Origin of the sequence: Halalkalicoccus paucihalophilus, from assembly GCF_001593955.1 — an archaeon.
Taxonomy (GTDB): Archaea; Halobacteriota; Halobacteria; order Halobacteriales; family Halalkalicoccaceae; genus Halalkalicoccus; species Halalkalicoccus paucihalophilus.
This window is the reverse complement of the sequence record NZ_LTAZ01000004.1, coordinates 298,491-315,120: the sequence shown is the minus strand read 5'-3', so window position 1 is coordinate 315,120 and position 16,630 is coordinate 298,491. Positions and strand designations below refer to the sequence as shown.

15 protein-coding genes are annotated in these 16,630 nt (G+C 64.8%); 4 read left to right on the top strand and 11 right to left on the bottom strand.

Translation table 11 applies throughout. The features are described from left to right. Positions 1 to 375: 375 nt before the first annotated feature. Together HAPAU_RS06795 and HAPAU_RS06790 are read right to left on the bottom strand one after the other, a co-directional pair. Entirely contained in the window at positions 376 to 1,206 is an 831-nt protein-coding gene (locus HAPAU_RS06795) for a prenyltransferase (RefSeq protein ID WP_066380964.1), read from the bottom strand. Next, positions 1,203 to 2,684, bottom strand: a complete 1,482-nt coding sequence (locus tag HAPAU_RS06790) for a phytoene desaturase family protein (protein ID WP_066380963.1) — start codon at positions 2,682 to 2,684, stop codon at positions 1,203 to 1,205. The genes HAPAU_RS06795 and HAPAU_RS06790 overlap by 4 nt, the downstream gene beginning before the upstream one ends. Before the next feature lie 414 nt (positions 2,685 to 3,098). On the opposite strand from HAPAU_RS06790, the gene HAPAU_RS06785 reads away from it, so the two are divergent. Then, entirely contained in the window at positions 3,099 to 3,794 is a 696-nt protein-coding gene (locus HAPAU_RS06785; protein WP_066380961.1) for a hypothetical protein, read from the top strand. Here HAPAU_RS06785 and ppc read toward each other — a convergent pair. Further along, on the bottom strand, positions 3,791 to 6,547 hold the full coding sequence (gene ppc / locus HAPAU_RS06780; protein WP_066380959.1) for a phosphoenolpyruvate carboxylase: 2,757 nt from the start codon (positions 6,545 to 6,547) through the stop codon (positions 3,791 to 3,793). The genes HAPAU_RS06785 and ppc overlap by 4 nt on opposite strands. 159 nt (positions 6,548 to 6,706) lie before the next feature. Here ppc and HAPAU_RS06775 point away from each other — a divergent pair, with 159 nt between their 5' ends. Continuing rightward, complete coding sequence (locus tag HAPAU_RS06775) at positions 6,707 to 7,363, top strand: DUF4145 domain-containing protein (RefSeq protein WP_066380957.1); 657 nt, start codon at positions 6,707 to 6,709, stop codon at positions 7,361 to 7,363. A 12-nt stretch (positions 7,364 to 7,375) separates the two neighbouring features. On the opposite strand, the gene HAPAU_RS06770 is transcribed toward HAPAU_RS06775, so the two are convergent. Then, the gene (locus HAPAU_RS06770; RefSeq protein ID WP_066380955.1) at positions 7,376 to 7,699 is read right to left on the bottom strand and encodes a transcription factor S; all 324 of its coding nucleotides are present in this window, start codon (positions 7,697 to 7,699) and stop codon (positions 7,376 to 7,378) included. Between the two features lie 140 nt (positions 7,700 to 7,839). Here HAPAU_RS06770 and HAPAU_RS20860 point away from each other — a divergent pair, with 140 nt between their 5' ends. Then, entirely contained in the window at positions 7,840 to 7,992 is a 153-nt protein-coding gene (locus tag HAPAU_RS20860; RefSeq protein ID WP_157078430.1) for a C2H2-type zinc finger protein, read from the top strand. 32 nt (positions 7,993 to 8,024) lie between these two features. Here HAPAU_RS20860 and HAPAU_RS06765 read toward each other — a convergent pair whose 3' ends face one another. The 3 genes from HAPAU_RS06765 to ilvC all read right to left on the bottom strand — a co-directional run bounded on the left by HAPAU_RS06765 (position 8,025) and on the right by ilvC (position 10,618). Further along, entirely contained in the window at positions 8,025 to 8,990 is a 966-nt protein-coding gene (locus HAPAU_RS06765) for a beta-ribofuranosylaminobenzene 5'-phosphate synthase family protein (RefSeq protein ID WP_066380954.1), read from the bottom strand. A gap of 52 nt (positions 8,991 to 9,042) precedes the next feature. After that, positions 9,043 to 9,501 (bottom strand): universal stress protein, encoded by a 459-nt coding sequence (locus HAPAU_RS06760; protein WP_066380952.1) that lies wholly within the window; start codon positions 9,499 to 9,501, stop codon positions 9,043 to 9,045. Positions 9,502 to 9,610: 109 nt separating this feature from the next. Continuing rightward, entirely contained in the window at positions 9,611 to 10,618 is a 1,008-nt protein-coding gene (ilvC, locus tag HAPAU_RS06755) for a ketol-acid reductoisomerase (protein ID WP_066380950.1), read from the bottom strand. Between the two features lie 126 nt (positions 10,619 to 10,744). Here ilvC and HAPAU_RS06750 point away from each other — a divergent pair, with 126 nt between their 5' ends. Continuing rightward, on the top strand, positions 10,745 to 12,109 hold the full coding sequence (locus HAPAU_RS06750) for a GntP family permease (RefSeq protein WP_066380948.1): 1,365 nt from the start codon (positions 10,745 to 10,747) through the stop codon (positions 12,107 to 12,109). Positions 12,110 to 12,121: 12 nt separating this feature from the next. Here the strand turns inward: HAPAU_RS06750 and HAPAU_RS06745 are convergent, their stop codons facing one another. Genes HAPAU_RS06745 through HAPAU_RS06730 form a run of 4 tightly spaced genes read right to left on the bottom strand, consistent with a single transcriptional unit; the run spans position 12,122 to position 16,625 of the window. Then, entirely contained in the window at positions 12,122 to 13,009 is an 888-nt protein-coding gene (locus tag HAPAU_RS06745; protein ID WP_066380946.1) for a dihydrodipicolinate synthase family protein, read from the bottom strand. A gap of 49 nt (positions 13,010 to 13,058) precedes the next feature. Next, entirely contained in the window at positions 13,059 to 14,363 is a 1,305-nt protein-coding gene (locus tag HAPAU_RS06740) for a lactate racemase domain-containing protein (RefSeq protein WP_066380944.1), read from the bottom strand. Further along, on the bottom strand, positions 14,360 to 15,385 hold the full coding sequence (gene pdxA / locus HAPAU_RS06735; RefSeq protein WP_066380942.1) for a 4-hydroxythreonine-4-phosphate dehydrogenase PdxA: 1,026 nt from the start codon (positions 15,383 to 15,385) through the stop codon (positions 14,360 to 14,362). Before pdxA ends, HAPAU_RS06740 begins: the two co-directional genes overlap by 4 nt. Continuing rightward, a complete protein-coding gene (locus HAPAU_RS06730; protein ID WP_066380940.1) occupies positions 15,378 to 16,625 on the bottom strand; it encodes a four-carbon acid sugar kinase family protein in 1,248 nt (415 codons plus the stop codon). Before HAPAU_RS06730 ends, pdxA begins: the two co-directional genes overlap by 8 nt. Positions 16,626 to 16,630 lie beyond the last annotated feature (5 nt).

The window sequence follows — 16,630 nt, the reverse complement described above, 5'->3', positions numbered from 1 at the left end:
TTAACTCACTCCGGACGTGTTGTAGGACCGATTGCCTGTTAGGTAGTTCGTGTGTGCAGTTCCCTTTACTATCCAGGCATGAACTCGTCCTGTCGAAAGGAAATAGCTATCACATTTACTGATTGGGATTGAACGCGTAAAAGAGAATAGCCAGTGTGAAACCCGTTGTGAGGGCCTCAATGATCGTTGAGTCACCAAAGAGGGCGCCAACAAGCAGGACAGACACCACGGATACGACGCCAACAAGACCAGCATAGCCAATACGCGACAGATTCCGTGCCCACTCATCTACACGATGATAGAGCCGTTTCGTATTGCCCATAGTTCATGTTTCAGTTACTAGGATCTTAGCGTTGTTTCTGACCAATATACGCTCTAACGGTAGACCAGCAGCCACAACCCACCCATCGTGAAGAGCGCACCGACGACGACGTTGATAACGGGAAACCACCAGTAGGCCCGTGAAACGTCGATCTCGGTGAGTGAGACGGCGAGAACGAGCGTCGGGTAGACGAGAAACAGCGCGCCCAGCCGACCGTCGAGCGCGCCGAAACAGAGCGCCGAAAGCGTCCAGCAGGCCCCACAGTAGGCGTAGGTCCAGGACTCGCCCAACAGGGTCGCTGTCGTCTCGATTCCGGCCGCGCGGTCGGGGCCGATATCGGGAATCGCGCTGAAGGTGTGCATCCCCATCGTCCAGAGCCACCCGCCGGCGATCGCGAGCAGGGGCGGCTGGCTCCCCGCGAGCGCGACGTAGGCCGCCGCACCCGGCGCGAGGTAGAGCCCGTTCGAGATCGAATCCAGCAGAGGTGTGGTTTTGAATCGGGCGGGCGGGGCGCTGTAGGCCGCCCCGAGGAGCAGAAAGACGGCGAGCCACACCCACGTGCCCGGCGGGAACAGGGAGAAGAACGCGAGCGGGACGAGCGCACAAACGACCACGGCGATTGGGACGACCCGCTGGCCCTCGAAGCGCGCCTCGCGACCCTCCTTTTTGGGGTTTTTCGCATCTATCTCCCGGTCGTAGACGTCGTTGATGCCGTACAGAAAGACGTTCGCGGGCAGGAGGAAGTAGAGGAACAGCGCGAGCAGGGGAACTGAGAGCAACTCGTTGACCCGCTCGGCCCCGAAAACCGCGCCCACGAGGACCGGTCCCGCGAGATAGAACCAGAAGCGCGGCCGAGAGAGCGCAAGCAGATATCGGAGGGTCACTGGTTCGGGTAGTCCGCGGCGACCGCCTCGGCGGTGAGTTGGCCGCTGATCAGACACATCGGTACCCCGATTCCGGGGGTCGTGTACGAGCCCGTGAAGTAGAGCCCGTCGACCTCCTTCGAGCGGTGTGGCGGGCGGAACACGGCGGTCTGATCGAGCGTGTGGGCCAACCCGAGGGCCGTTCCTCGCATGCTGTTGTAGCGCTCGGCGAAGTCGTCGATCGTGAAGACCTCCTCGAAGACGATTCTATCCTTCAGATCGACGCCGGTGTGCTCGGCGATGTCCCGGAGGACGAGGTCGCGGTAGCTCTCACGGATCACGGGCCGGTCGTCGAGGCCGGGCGCGATGGGGACGAGCGCAAAGAGGTTCGAGTGGCCCTCGGGAGCGACCGAGTCGTCGGTTTTCGAGGGAACACAGAGGTAGTACGCGGGGTCGTCGGGCCACTCGGGCTCCTCGAAGATCTTCTCGAAATGGGATTCCCAGTCGGTCGGCAAGACGAGGGTATGATGGGCGAGTTCCTCCACGTCGCCCTCGACGCCGAGGTAGAGCAGGAACGCCGAGGGCGCGTAGGTCCGTGATTCCCAGTACTCCTCGCTATACCCCCGCTTCTCCGGGGGGAGGAGGTCGAGTTCGGTGTGGGCGTAGTCGGCGTCCGAGACCACCAGATCGGGGAGGAACGTATCGCGGGCCTCGACCTTGAACCCGCCCGCCCGGCCCTCGATCGCGGTCACGGGCTGGTCGGTGCGGTAGGTCACGCCGAGCTCCTCGCCGAGGGAGGCGATGCCGTCGACGACGCCGCCCACCCCTCCGTCCGGATAGTGGACGCCGAGGTTGAAGTCGACGTGGCTCATCAGGTTGTAGAGCGCGGGCGTGTTGTTGGGCGATCCGCCCAGAAACACGAGGGTGTACTGCATGATCTGCTGGAGTTTCGGGTGCTCGAAGTACTCCTCGACGTGGTCCTGCATCGAGCCGATAAGCGAGAGCCCGCGAGCGTTTTTCAGCACGTTGAGGTCGGCCCAATCACGGAAGCGAGGACGGTCCTCGTAGACGAAATGCTCCATTCCGACCTCGTAGTTGAGCTCGCTCTTTTCGAGGTACTCTTCGAGGGACTCGCCCGCGCCCGATTCGTAGGTTTCGAAGGTCTCTTTGGTCTCCTCTATATCGGGCGAGATATCGACCTCGTCGCCGTCCTTGAAGAAGATCCGATAATGGGGATCGAGCTGTTCGGTCGTGTAGTAGTCGTCGGGTGAACGTCCAAAATCGCCGAAGAATCCCTCGAACACGTCGGGCATCAGATACCACGACGGCCCCATGTCGAAACGAAAGCCGTCGGTCTCCAATCGAGACGCGCGCCCACCGACCTGTTCGTTCTTCTCGACGACCGTCACGTCGGCCCCGGCGTCGGCCAGATAGCACGCCGTAGACAGGCCGCCGAACCCGCTCCCGATCACGACGACTGACTGCTCCGACAGCTCCATGTCGATACTCGGGACGACGACGGTATAAATCCGGGTGACGCGGCGTGACGGGAATTCGATACCCTACCCCGGATCTGTACCGATGGCGGCGAGCGAGCCGGTCGATCGCCGGTACTTTCGTCGAATCGACGCGTACGGTAATAACAAGAAATATATGTAAGTATGATATATATTATCTGCTGACATACGTCAGCCACGTGGGGAGCGTCGTACTGCCCGGTTCGACGCGTCCCCGTGTCTCTGACACTTCCGAACGCTCTAGCCGCCGGTGTGTCGTTGAGGAATTCCTTGGGAAGGGGGGACCGGTGGCCGAGTCGCGGATCGGGCGGAGCCGTCGCCCTGCGGGTCGAGTGTGGAGGGCGGGTCCGTCTCGATCACAGGGATGTTTAGTATACCGGTACGTACATCGAACCGATGAACGAGGGCAGCGACGGTTCGAACGATATCGACGGCTCTCGAAGGCGTCTTCTCCGGGCGAGCGGCGCGCTCGCCGGCGTGCTCTCGATGATGGCGGGGACGGCCGCAGGCGGGCCGATCGCTCGTGGCGGCGAGCGTCTCCCGTTCGAGGGCGAACCGGTCGGCGCGCCCCATCCGGCCTGCGAGGATCCGCCGCCGGAACCGACTGCGAGCGACCCCGACGAGCGATACCGCGAACTGCTCGAACGGGCGCTTTACATGCGCGAGTCGTACCGCTCCACCCTCGACCACGATGCGGTTCGGGCGGTGCTTCGGAATCGAAACGACGGGTTCGACGGCCATCTCGTGTTCTTCGCCGCGAGCGACTTCGGCGAACCGCTCGTGTTCCTCCCCGAGGGGGTATCGGATCGGGACGCGGCGCTACAGGCGATCCTCGACCGGCTCCACGAGCGCAAGTGGCGCGCTCGAAACCCCGAGCTCCGGGACGTGCGCCACCGGCTGTTCGAGGAGGTACGGGGGATCCACCAGGGACTGCCCGCGCTCTATCGGAGCGATGGAAACGCCGGCTACGACATCGATTACCCCTGGAACCGAACCTACAACTTCGTCACGATCCGACAGGCCGTCGGCCTCGTCGACTGGGTGACGAACGCGAACGAACCGTGGCTCGACGGGCTCCGTCGGACCTATTAGCCCGTGTTCTTCATGCCTGCGGCGATCCCCTTCACCGTGAGCCGGAGGGTCCGTTCCTCGGCGTCCGTGCGGTGGGTCTGACCCAACAGGTGGGTCTGCAGCAGGTTCAGCGGGTCGACGTAGGGATTGCGCCGATGGAGGCTCTCCTCGAGCCAGTCACGCCGTACCAGCGAGTCGCGGCCCGCGATCTCGGTCACCAGCTCCGCCGCGCGTTCGTACTCCCCCTCGATTCGGGGGAAGAACGTCTCGCGCAGCGAGGACTCGGCGAGGCCGGCGTACTCGGCGGCGATCTCCGGTTCGGTTCGGGCGAGCGCCAGCGCGGCGTTATCGAGCGTCGTCCGGAAGAAGGGCCACTCGTCGTACATCTCCCGGAGGGTCTCGATGTCGCCGCCCCGGTTCGCGGCGTCGCCGCTTGCCTTTTCGGCGGATTCCGAATCCCCACCCTTTAGGTAGGCGTCGATTCCGGCCGCGAGCGCGTACCAGCCCGGCAGGATACACCGCGACTGGGTCCACGAGAACACCCACGGGATCGCCCGCAGGTCCTCGACGGTGCGCTCCTCGCTTCGGGATGCGGGCCGAGAGCCTAGGTTGAGTTCCTCGATCACGGTGATTGGGGTCGCCTGCTCGAAGTAACGGACGAACCCCTCGCTCTCGAGCAGGTCGCGGTACTCCTCGCGGGCGGCACTCGCCATCGTCTCCATCGCCTCGACCCACTCCTGCTCGACCTCCTCTTCGGGCTCGTGCAGCGCGCGCTGGCGTGCGCGCACCTGCGCGTTGACCATCTGTTCGATGTTTCGCTCCGCGATCCGGGGGTTGGCGTACTTCTCGGCGATCGACTCGCCCTGCTCGGTGAACTTCACCTGCCCGGAGACCGACTCGTTGGGCAGTGCGAGCAGCGCCTCGTTCATCGGCCCGCCACCTCTGGAGATCGACCCGCCGCGCCCGTGGAACAGCCGCATCGTCACGTCGAAGTCGTCGGTGATCTCGGCGAGGCGGCGCTGGTTATCGTACAGCGACCAGTTCGCGGCCAGAAAGCCGTTCTCCTTGTTCGAATCGGAGTACCCCAGCATGATCTCCTGGGTATCGCCCCGCGCGGCCAGCGCCTGTTCGTAGGCCTCGTTCTCGAAGAGGGTACCCATGATCCGGCGGGCGCCCGACAGCGCGTACTCGGTCTCGAGGAGGGGCACGATGTCGATCCCCGAGTGATCGGGCAGGGCGATAACGCCGGCCTGCTCGGCCAAAAAGAGCACTTCGAGGACGTGACTCGGCTCCTCGGTCATCGAGATGGCGTAGGTGTCGATGGCGTCGTCGCCGTACTCGGCCTGCCAGTCGGCCAGCCGGGCGAACAGCTCCAATACCGTGCGGGCGGTCTCGGAGATGTCGGCGTCCTCGTCGCGATACAGCGCCGCGGGATCGATGACCGCCTCGTCCTGCAGGACGGCCTCGGTGAGCGTCTCGGTGCGTTCCTCTTCGGAGAGATCCCGATAATCGATCCCCTCGAGCGCGAGCGCTTCTGCGACGGCCTCGGTGTGGTTTTCCTGGTGGTCGCGCAGGTCGAGGCTCGCAAGCGAGAAGCCGAACGTGTCGACCTGCCGGCGAAGCGGGTCGACGTGGGCCGAAACGACGCTTTCGGCGCCGTTTTCCTCGGTACTCTCGGCGAGCACGTCGAGATCGGCGCGGAACTCCGCCGCGCTCTCGTAGCCGCCGGGACGGACGTCGTCGATCCGGTTTATCCGCTCGCGCATCAGCTTCAGCTTCTGGCGGTACGGTTCGCGCGGGTACCGCTCCTCGGCCTCGCGGGCGACCTCCGGGAGGCGCTCGCGATCGGCCGAGAGCGACTTCTCGAAGTCCTCTCCGACGTCGATCCGGCCCCCGTCCTGACTCAGCACTCCCGAGAGGCGTTTGAGCGCGTCCCGGTAGCGTTCGAGGACGACCCGACGCTGGCGATCCAAGGTTTCCGCGGTCACCTCGGGGGTGACGTAGGGGTTGCCGTCCCGATCGGAGCCGGCCCACGAGCGGAACTCGAAGAGTTTCGGTACGTCGATGTCGTGGCCCGCCTCCTCGAGGGCGCCCTCGAACTCGTCGTAGACCTCGCCGACCACGTCGAACAGCGTGTTCTCGAGGTACCACTGGACGTTGATCGCCTCGTCGGTGGGTTCGGGGCGGCGGTTTCTGACCTGCGGGGTCTGCCAAAGACTGACGACCTCGCTGTCGATGTCGCGCTCGACGTGCCCGCGCTCCTTGTCGGTGAGCGCACGCTCGTCGAGGGTCTCCAGATCCAGTGCGACCGTCCGGAGCTTGGATTTGACCGTCTTTCGTCGCGCTTCGGTGGGGTGGGCGGTGAACGTAGGTTCGATAAGCACGTCCTCGAGGATCCGTTCGGCCGTCCGCTCGTCCTCCTCGGCCAGCGCTTCGGCGGCGACCTCGAGGCTGTCCCCGAGCGAGCGTTCCTGAGAGCTGGTACGGATCGCGCGGACCCGCTCGCGCTCCTCGGCGAGGTTGATCAGTTCGAAGTAGGTGGTAAATCCGCGCGCGACAATGCTCTCTCGTTCGGGCGGGAGTCGGTCGAGGACCTGATGGAGCCCCTGTCTCGAGTCCGCCTCGCCGTCGCGGTAGGCGATCGAGGCGGTTCTGAGGGTCTCGACGGTCTCGAAGTCGTCGCGTGAGGCCTGTTCGCGGATCGTGTCCCCCACGAGCGCGCCGAGCTCCCGAACGTCCTGGTTGACGGTCCGGTTGTGCAACTCGTCGTCCATGCGTGTCCACAACACGGCCCCCCTCTAAAAGCCCCTGTTATCCGCGAACGTTGTCTCAAATTAGAGTTAATTATAATCGTCAAAATCGATAGCTCTCCACATAGTAGAATATAGACAGGGTCAGAAGAATAAAATAATTGGAAGGGGATCAGAAGAGAGATGGAGAACATTGAGGAACGATTACGCAAATACTCTGTCTCAATAATTTTCGTAGGAATTGCAATCATCATCTTACTAGATCTCATATTTCCAAACACAATTGTCATTGACTGGCCTACTGTAGCTCTAATTGGGTTACTCATCATTCTCCCCTACGTACAGTATATAAATCGGGTTCGTTGGCGAACATTCGAGGCTGAACTACAACCACAGATTGAGGAAGCAAAACAGAGCGCTAGGAGGATACCGGATATCGGTACGCAAGAACAAGCCAAACAGAAGCGTGATGAGGTCGCCCAGAAATTATACCGCTATCTAGAGGAAGATCCGAAGGTCGCTATCGCAATGTTGGGGATTGAACTCGAAAAACCTCTGCGAGAAATAGCAAAAGAAAACTCTCTACCACAAATAGAACACGCTCCATTGACCAACTTAGTTGAAGAATTGTCGCGTTGGGAGTCAGACATTATTACAAAGGATGTGTATGAGAACCTTCATAAGATCCAAAATTTGCGAAACAAAGCGATACATGGAGGTGAAATTAGTAGAGAAGACGCTAAAGAGATCATTGATTTAGGATTGCGGCTTCTTGGATATCTGTACTACTATACAGATGGTCCCGGAGATATAGAGGTTATAAACGAACCAAGGTACTGATCAGAGTCAGATTCAATTGTACTCGCGCCACCGATACCCACACTCCTTGCATTTGAAGAATCGCGTCGGCGGCTCGTCGGCCGCACCGGTCTGTTTGATGGTGTACCACGCCTCGCCGTGGCCACACTCCTCGCAGGTCACGTCCTTCGCGGTGGGTTTACCCTCGAACTCCACGCCCTCCTCGGTCTCGATGAGTTCGTCGCCGCTCTGTGTCTCCGTGGAGACGAACTCGGATTCGGCCTCGCGGTCGCGGGCGACCGTCTCCCCACACGAGCCACAGACCCACTCCTCGCCCTCGGCTTTCATCATCGACCCGCATTCGGGACAGAACTGCATGATGGCGGGCCTATGCGGGTCGAAGCCACAACGCCCCCGAAAGCGGCAACTTTCGTCGCCGCCGAGTCCGCGTGCGATTACATAACACGCCTGCGTCGGCAAGTAGGCGTTTCATTATCCTTCGTAGAGAGTATCGGGTGATGGTAACAGATCCCAGAGACGACGAGGAGACCGAGGAGGACGACGAGTTCCGGTGTGCAATCTGTGACGAGACGTTCGACAGCCAACAGGAACTGGAAGAACACGGCGAAGAAGAACACGAGGGGGACGAAGACTACAGTAAACAGCCCTGAGGGAAACCGGGAGACTCCCCAAAGGAAGCGAATCAGTCGATTCGAGCACCCTCGTTGCGACCCGCGACCACGCAAACGGCTCCCTCGACACCGGCACGCGAGAGCGCCCGGCGCCCGGCTTCGCGTGCGGTTTCGGCGCGCTCGCGGTCGGTGACGCCGTAGACGACCGGCCCCCACGAGGACTGGCCCGCCCCCTCGATCGCGGGATCGGATTCGAGTTCACGGACGACCTCCCTGACCGGCGGGCGGTACACCCCGCCCTGGGCATCGGCGTACCACGCGCCGTTGAGCCTGCCGACCGCCGCGACGCCCGAACCGAACGCGGCGAGATTGCCCTCGACGACCGCCGGCAGCACGTTTCGGAACGCGATGGCGGTGACTTCGTCCGCGATCCCCGGACTCGCGCGCTCGACGACCGCTCGCATGTCCTCGTCCTCCTGCTGACCGCTCTTTCCGGGTTCGAGGTCGGGAATCACGAGCAGGAAACGCCACTCCTCGGGGATCGAATGGCGCGCAAGGATCGGCGGTACCTCCCAGTCCCCATCGCTGGGTCGTTCGGCGGTAAAGCGCGTCGACGGGTGGCCCCCGTCGCAGACGAACCCTCCCTCCCGAAAAGTGGCGATCCCGACGCCGCTTCGTCCGCCGCGGCCGAGGCGGGGCGCGCGCTCGCGAACCCGCGTCTCGCGGTCGTACGCGCGGGCGACACCCGAGAGGACGGCGAGTGCGAACTGGGTGCCGCTGCCGAGACCGGCGTGGCGCGGTAGCGTCTCGTGGATCGAGACGCGCGCGCCGGGCACGTCGAGGAGGTCGACGACACGCCGGGCGTAGCGCTCGGCGTCCGGGTGGTCCGTGTGGATCCCCTCGGCACGCTCGCACTCGACGACCAGCCGCGGCCGCTCCACTGCGAGTCCCAAACTCCCGTAGAGGCGCTCATGAGCGAGCGAGAGGTTCTGGAACCCGAAGTGGAGCCTGCCGGAGGTCGTGACCCGAACCGTCATCGGCGGGGCTTCGGGGACCCGGAAGAAGGGCGTTTCGACGGTGGCAATCGGTCTACTCGTCGGGTCGGACCAGCATCACCGGCGTCGTGGCGTGGCGCGCGACCTTGCCAGCGACGTCGCCGAGCAGGAACTTCCCGACCGCGCTGCGCCCGCGCGCGCCCATGACGATGAGATCCATCCCCGCCTCGGCGGCGTAGTCGGTGATCACCTCGGCCGGATCGCCGCTTCTGACGACGCCTTCGGCATCGAGGCCCACCTCGCGTGCGCGCCCGGTGATCTCGTCGGTGAGTTCGGCGCCGGCCTCCTCGCGGCGCCGCTCCATCTCCTGGCGCTCGGGGGCGTCGTGCGAGAGTTCGTTGATCGACTGCGACATGCGTCCCGTGCTCCGATCGTCAAGCACAGAGAGCGCGTGGACGGTGCTTCCGAACTGGCGGGCGATCTCGATGGCGTGATCGGCTGCCTCCTTCGACTGGGGGCTCCCGTCGGTCGGGACGAGAATCGTCTCGTACATGGCTGTTACATCGACCATCCCACACATAACTGCTGGGGCGACGGGACCGACGAGACGGCCGTCCGCGGTCGAAGGGGTGCGAGCGTGAGCTAAGTGCGTTCCTACCGTCTCACGCGTCGTCTTCGGCCCCGAAATCGAGTCGCTCCATCGTCTCGCGTTCGGCCTCGAAGAACGCCGAATTACGGTACTTCTTGTAGAGGCGTTTCAACCCCGGACGATCGAGTTCCTGCTCGGCGCTCCACTCGCGGGCGAACGACCCGTTGTCGATCCCTTGGAGCTGTTCCTCGTAAAACTCCCGCAGCGGTTCGGGATCGAACTGATCGAACCGGCTGAGCTGGCCGTACTGGCTCGTCCGCGAGTGAAAGGGAAGCTGGCCGAGGTAGCCCCGTTCGGCCATCTCCTCGAAGATCTCGGCCATCTCGTAGGAGAGGTACAATTCCGACATGACGATCTTGGGGGGGATCCCGTGGGCGACCTCCACCTCGAACTTCGTGGTCATCGCGGCCATCATAATGGGCAACAGCGCCTGCTCGGAGAGGAGGTCGATCTTCGTCTCCATGTCCGCAGTGCCCTCGATCACCCCCGCACGGGTCGAGCCGATCCCCTTCGCCATCGCCAGTGCGGTGGCCTTCGCATCTCCCGTGTAATCCTGCTCGACCGCCAGCACGCTCGGGAAGCCGTCGCCGGACTCGTAGAGTTCTCGGACGGCCCATCCGCCCATTCGTGGGGCGACGAGCACGACGTCGGCGGTCTCGGGGGGCTGGAGCAGATCGTAGGTGAGGTTGTAGCCGTGGGAGACGTAGATCGCGTTCCCCTCATCAAGTCCGGGTTCGATCTCCGTGTCGAACACCTCAGGGGCGACCTCATCGGGAATGAGCAGACAGATCACGTCGCCGCGCTCGGCCGCATCCGCGATCGATAACGCCTCGAAGCCGTCGTCCTCGATCCGTTCGCGATACTCGTCGTCGCGATTCCCCACGACGACCTCGACGCCCGAGTCGCGGAGATTGAGCGCCTGAGAGCGCCCCTGATTCCCGTAGCCGATCATCGCTACGGTCGCGTCGTCGAGCACCGAGAGGTCGGCGTCCGAATCGTAGTACGTGGTTGATTCTGTCACACACGAATCCTAGATCCCAACCGCTTATCTTTACCGGTCACTCGACTATCCTGTTCGTAATCGAGCGACGATGATGGGCTCTCGACCCTCATATTTTATTATCCATGGTAGCAACACTCACGGAAAATGGTGCTCGAAAACCCGTTGATCCCGTTCACCGTGGGATTGCTGACCGTTATCGTACTGCTCGTCTGGTTGAAACTGCCCGCGTTCGTCGGGCTGATCATCGCGACGTTCGTCGTCGGGATCGTCACGACCGAGGTGCCGATCGTGGAGGTTCCAACGGAAACGGCCGAAGCGTTCGGCGGGATACTGGTCGGGATCGGGATCCCGATCCTGATGGCGGCGATCATCGGGAAGACCCTCATGGAAAGCGGTGCCGCCGAGCGTATCGTCCGTGGGTTTCTCGGACTCACGGGACGGGACAACTCCGAATTCGCCCTGCTCGGAAGCAGCTACGTCCTCTCGATTCCGGTCTTTTTCGACAACGTGTTCTACTTGCTCGCGCCGATCGGCCGGTCGATGCGCGCACGGACCGGCGGAAAGTACGCGATCTACATCTCGGTGCTCGGAGCCGGCGCGCTCGGCACACACATGCTCGTCCCGCCCACGCCGGGCCCGCTCGCGATGGCGGAGGAGCTAAACGTCGATCTCGGTCTCGCGATCGTCGTCGGCATGTCGGTCGCCCTGCCGACGACACTCGTCGGCGGCGTCGTCTATGGGCGGTGGATCGACCAGCGAATGGACATCCCGCTCCGGGAGGCGATGGGCACGACGACCGAGAGCATCCAAGAGACCGCCGACAAATCGACGGCCGATCTCCCGGGATTGGCCGAGTCGTCGCTGCCGATCGCACTTCCGGTGGCCCTGATCGCCGCGAACACCATCGCCGGCGTCGCGGTCCCGGAGGGCTCACCGATCCTCTCGGCCACGGGGTTTTTCGGCGATCCGAACATCGCGCTGACGTTGGCGGCGCTCGCTTCGATGGGGACGTTCTACCGGATGAGCGACCTCGACAAGGGGGCTCTCGGCGACGAACTGACGGAGGCGCTCAAAAGCGGCGGGAACATCATCGCGATCACGGCCGCGGGCGGTGCGTTCGGCGCGATGCTCCAGAACGCCGGCATCGGCGATTACATCGCCAACGGGCTCGGCGAGGTCGGCATTCCGCTGCTTCTGACGGGGTGGCTGATCGCCGGCCTGATCCGCGTCGCACAGGGCTCGGGGACGGTCGCGATCCTCACCGGCGCGGCGATCATGGCGCCGCTCGCCGGAGGGGCGTCGGTGCATCCGGTCTGGATGATGATGGCCGTCGGCACCGGCGGGATGCTCTTTGCATGGTACAACGACAGCGGCTACTGGATCGTCAAGGAGGTCTCGGGCATCACGCAGGCTGAAACGTTCAAGACCTTCTCGGCGGTGAACTTCGTCATGTCGGTCACCGGGATCACGGTGGTGTTGATCCTCTCGACGCTGTTCCCACTGACGTAACCCCGAAATCGGTCAGATCTCAAGCGCCCGGTCGACGGCCTCGCCGATCTCCTCGCGTGCGTCCTCATCGAGCGAGACCAACGGCGGCTTGACGTCCTCCGAGGGAATCACGTCCCGATGGACCAACGCGGCTTTCGTCGCCGGGGCGAAGCCGTACTCGACACAGAGTTCAAAGAGCGGCGCGACCGCCTCGGATTGGAGTTCGGCACCGCGCTCGGCGGCGGCCGAATCGAGCAGTTCGGCGAAAACCTCCGGGATGACGTTCGCAAGCGCGTGTACCCCGCCGTTCGAGCCCATCCGCAGAGCGGGCACCAGCAGGGTGTCGAACCCCTGAAAGAGGACGAACTCCTCGGGGGTCCGACGGTCGACCGAGAGGAAGTACGACAGATCGCCGCTGGTGTCCTTCATCCCCCGTACGGAGTCGTGTTCGGCGAGCGCTCCCACCGTCTCGGCGGGGATCTCGTTGCCGACATACATCGGGATGTTGTAGAGATACAGCGGCAGGGAACTCCCGTCGGCGACCGCCTCGAAGAATCGCTCGGTCCCCGCCGGGTCGTTCGCGGTGTGGAAATAGGGGCCGACGATCGCGGCGGCGTCCGCGCCCGCCGCCTCGGCCTCCTCGATACGCTGGAGGGTCTCGGGCACGCTCGTGCCCGCCGCGCCGGCGATCACGGGTGCGTCGCCCGCGGCCTCGGCGACGGTGCCGATAACGCGGCTTCGCTGCTCGGGCGCGAGGCTCGCGAACTCGCCGGTGGTGCCGCAGGGAAAGAGGCCGTCGACGCCGCCGTCGAGGATGAATTCCGTGAGCGAGGCGAGCGATTCCTCGTCGACTTCGCCCCCATCGAGGGGGGTGACGATCGGGCACAGGACGCCGGTGAACGAACTGTCGAGCGTTGGCATGTGTCCGGATCCGTGGACCACGATAAAAGACCTTGTCGTCCCGGTAACGTCACTCGAGCGGCGCGAGTGTCCCGTCCTCGAATCCAAGCGGTTCGGGCTCGCCAACCGAGACGTCCTCGCGACCCTCCAACTCGCGGGCGACGGGCTCCGAGACCAGCAGGTCGTCGGGCTCCATCGTGTTCTCGATTCGTGCCACCCGAAGCTCCGAGGGGCCGGCGACGCCGGTGGTCGAGCAAGCTAGTACGAGAGCGGTCAGGTCGTCGGGGACGAGGAGGGGGATGCGCGCCCGCGTGGTCTCGCCGCTGGTGACGATGTTGACGTACATGTCCTCGAGGTTCAGTTCGTCGACGACGCTCCGATGAACGAAGTCGGCGAGGCCCACTCCCACGCCGTTGCCGTGGGAGGCGGGCGTGAGCGAGCGCGCGTAGATCCGCGTGATTCGTGGAGAATCGGGTTCGTCCTCGCCGTGAAACAGCACCCGCCCGATCACGTTGGTGTCCATGCCCGTTCCCGAGACGTCCTTGCCCATCTCGTCGAGGATCAGAACGTCGAGATCGTCGACGGGGAGGGTCGGGAGTTCCTCCCGAGCGATATCGAGGAGTTCGGGCTCGCGCTCCGTAATCCTCTCGGCGGCCACACCCTCGATATGGGTCGCCCTGTCGGCGGCGTCCTCGATCAGCCCGATTCCCCCGATGACGGGGCTCTCCTCGAGTATCAGTTCGGCGCGTTCCTGGATGACCTCGCTGAAGTCGGAGGCTAGCCCTGCGTTGTGCAGCGACTCCGCCCCGCGGTGCTTTCCGAGGCCGATCACCGCCATCTTACAGAGCCCGCTCTCGACCGGTCCATGAAAGTCGGTGTGAGGTTTGATACGGTTCGCGAGGATCACCGCGTCCATCGCGAGGGCGTCCTCGGCGACGTAGACCGGCCGGCCCAAACTATCCGTTCCGACCTCCGCGACCTCCATCGAGGTGTGGATCGAGCAGTTCAAACGGTCCTCGGTGATCCCCAGCGCCGCGAGCGTCTCGCGCTGGCCCTCGCTCGTCGCACCTCCATGAGAGCCCATCGCCGCGATCACGGCGGGGTCGAACCCCCGCTCGCGCAGTTCGTCCACGGCCGCCTCCAGCACCGCGGGCATGTCGTGGATACCGCGGCTCCCGGCGGTGATCGCGACCTCCGCGCCGCGTTCGAGCGTGTCGAGGGGCAGGTCGGCGACGGCCTCGCGGGCGGCGCTCTCGACGTCCTCGATAGAGTCAAGGTCGCGCTCGCGGGTGGCGCGCGCGAACCGTGGCAGGTCGTCGGGTTCGACGTCGTTCGCGGCCCGGAGGGTGTCGCTGTCCGGAAACTCGAGGTTCACGCCCTCGCACCTCCCGATTCGACCCGCGTTCGGCCCCCGGCCATCCCGGCCGCGACCTCGACGGCCTGTAGCAGGCTCCGCTCGCTGGCGATCCCCTCGCCCGCGATGTCGAAGGCGGTGCCGTGGTCGACGCTCGTGCGGATGATCGGCAGGCCGATTGTGACGTTCACGCCCGAAACCGCTCCGCCCTCGGCGAAGCCCAGCATTTTGATCGGGATGTGCCCCTGGTCGTGGTACATCGAGACGACGCAGTCGGCGGCCCCGCGGGCCGCTTGCACGTAGACCGTATCCGGCGATTCCGGTCCGAAAACGTCGATTCCCTCTTTGCGGGCGCGCGAGACGGCGGGTTCGATCTCAGCGCCGTCCTCCGACCCGAGCAACCCCCCGTCACTGGCGTGGGGGTTCAATCCGGCGACGGCGATCGTCGGTTCCTCGACGCCCAGTTCACGGAGCGCCTCGTCGGTCACTCGAATGGTGTCGAGCACCGACTCCTCAGTCACGAGGTCGCAGGCCTCCCTAAGGGAAACGTGGGTGCTGACGTGGGTCACCCGGAGGTCTCCCTCGATCAGCATCATCGAGTAGTTTTCCGTACCCGTGTAGTCGGCGAGCATCCCCGTGTGGCCGGCATAGTCGCTGCCCGCGAGTTCGGTCGATTGCTTGTTGATCGGGGCGGTGGTGATGGCGTCGATCCCGCCCGACTGTGCGAGTTCGATCGCCCGCTCGATGTACTCGAGGCTCGCGTTCCCGTAGGCCTCGCGGACGACACCCCGCTCCAGGTCGTCGACGTTGGCCAGATCGAGCACGGGGATTCGGTCGTCCCTAAACGAGGCCTCCTCGGGCGAGCCGACCCGCTCGACCGCGAGGTCGGACTCGCAGACCTCGCAGGCGCTTTCGACGACCGCGGCGTCGCCGATCACCAGCACGTCGGCCGTCTCCCGGAGCTCGCGGTACCCCGTGACGACGATCTCCGGGCCGATCCCCGCCGGATCGCCCATCGTGATCCCGATCGTGGGCTTACTCATGGTCTCCACCGAGGTACCGCAGACAGTTAACCGCTGTCTCCCTTTCCCCGAACCCGCCCGCCTTGGTGACGACCGGGAGCCCGTCGGCGACCCCTCCATCGAGGCGACTCACGGGGATTCCCGCCTCGACGGCCTCGCCCGAGAGCGAGAGCGATCCGACGGCGAGCGCGTCGAAGACCGCCATCGCGACGTCCCCGCCGGTGACGAACAGTCCCGAGGCGTCCGCGATCCCCGCACGCGCCGCGCTCGCGAGCGCGGTGGCGACCCGTTTCCGGACTGCCTCGCCGACGAGCCCCCGCTCCCGGCCGAGTTCGAGGGTGCGCTCGACCGTTTCGCGGTCCGGCGCGGCCGTGACGACGGCGTGCTGGCCGCCCGCGAGACGCCCCGTGGCCCGTCGGCCCGCCTCGCGACCCGCTCGCTCAGGATCCCCGAGCAGCGTTTCCGGACTGATCGCGATCACCCAGTCCTCGGACAGGGCCGCGAGCTGGTCGAGCGAGCGCTCGCTGACGCTGCCGACGATCCCGAGCGCGCCGCCGTCGCCGATCGCGGTCGATCGTGGGGCGGTGCCGTCGGAATCGCCCGGCACGGCGACGCCCTCGGCGAGCCCCGAACTGCCGACGAAGAGCGCCGCGCGGTCGAGTTCGTCGCCCGCCCGTGCGATCGCTTCGAGGTGGCGCTCATGGGTCGAGTCGCAGGCCACGACCGCACCCGGCGAAACGGCGCCGAGCGCCTCTCGGACGGCCTCTGGGCCGGCGGCGACCGTCCCGATCCCGAGGTGCTCGACGGGGCGGCCCGATCCCTCGAACAGCGCCGGCAGGCGGGCGCTCGTGGGGCCATTCGGGTCGTCGACGTACTCGGTGTCGGCCAGCAGGCGGCCGTCAACGAGGTGGGTGCCGCAGACAGTGAACCGGCCGACGGCGGGCGAAGCAGGCGCGAAAATCGCGAGGTCGAACCCGCTCATGGCGGCCTCGACCTCGATCGTGATGTTTCCGCGAAGGGTGGAGTCGACCTTCTTGTAGACGACCGGCGCGTCGGTTCTCGAGATCGTCCGGCGGACCCGCTCGGCGGCTGTCCCGGGGTCGGCGTATCGGGAATCGGTGTTGACCGCGAGAACTGTCGAATCGGGCGGCGCTCCCTCGGGGGCGACCTGTACGTTCGTTCGGTACCCCCGCTTCGCGAAGGCGTGGGCGGTGTCGGTCGCGCCGGTGAGGTCGTCGGCGACGACCAGCGCGCGTGGCATGGGTA

Bases quoted from the DNA above. Each gene is read 5' to 3' on its own strand.
- HAPAU_RS06790 (WP_066380963.1), bottom strand. From the start codon at position 2,684: ATGGAGCTGTCGGAGCAGTCAGTCGTCGTGATCGGGAGCGGGTTCGGC.
- HAPAU_RS06785 (WP_066380961.1), top strand. From the start codon at position 3,099: ATGAACGAGGGCAGCGACGGTTCGAACGATATCGACGGCTCTCGAAGG.
- ppc (WP_066380959.1), bottom strand. From the start codon at position 6,547: ATGGACGACGAGTTGCACAACCGGACCGTCAACCAGGACGTTCGGGAG.
- HAPAU_RS06775 (WP_066380957.1), top strand. From the start codon at position 6,707: ATGGAGAACATTGAGGAACGATTACGCAAATACTCTGTCTCAATAATT.
- HAPAU_RS06770 (WP_066380955.1), bottom strand. From the start codon at position 7,699: ATGCAGTTCTGTCCCGAATGCGGGTCGATGATGAAAGCCGAGGGCGAG.
- HAPAU_RS20860 (WP_157078430.1), top strand. From the start codon at position 7,840: ATGGTAACAGATCCCAGAGACGACGAGGAGACCGAGGAGGACGACGAG.
- HAPAU_RS06765 (WP_066380954.1), bottom strand. From the start codon at position 8,990: ATGACGGTTCGGGTCACGACCTCCGGCAGGCTCCACTTCGGGTTCCAG.
- HAPAU_RS06760 (WP_066380952.1), bottom strand. From the start codon at position 9,501: ATGTACGAGACGATTCTCGTCCCGACCGACGGGAGCCCCCAGTCGAAG.
- HAPAU_RS06750 (WP_066380948.1), top strand. From the start codon at position 10,745: ATGGTGCTCGAAAACCCGTTGATCCCGTTCACCGTGGGATTGCTGACC.
- HAPAU_RS06745 (WP_066380946.1), bottom strand. From the start codon at position 13,009: ATGCCAACGCTCGACAGTTCGTTCACCGGCGTCCTGTGCCCGATCGTC.
- pdxA (WP_066380942.1), bottom strand. From the start codon at position 15,385: ATGAGTAAGCCCACGATCGGGATCACGATGGGCGATCCGGCGGGGATC.
- HAPAU_RS06730 (WP_066380940.1), bottom strand. From the start codon at position 16,625: ATGCCACGCGCGCTGGTCGTCGCCGACGACCTCACCGGCGCGACCGAC.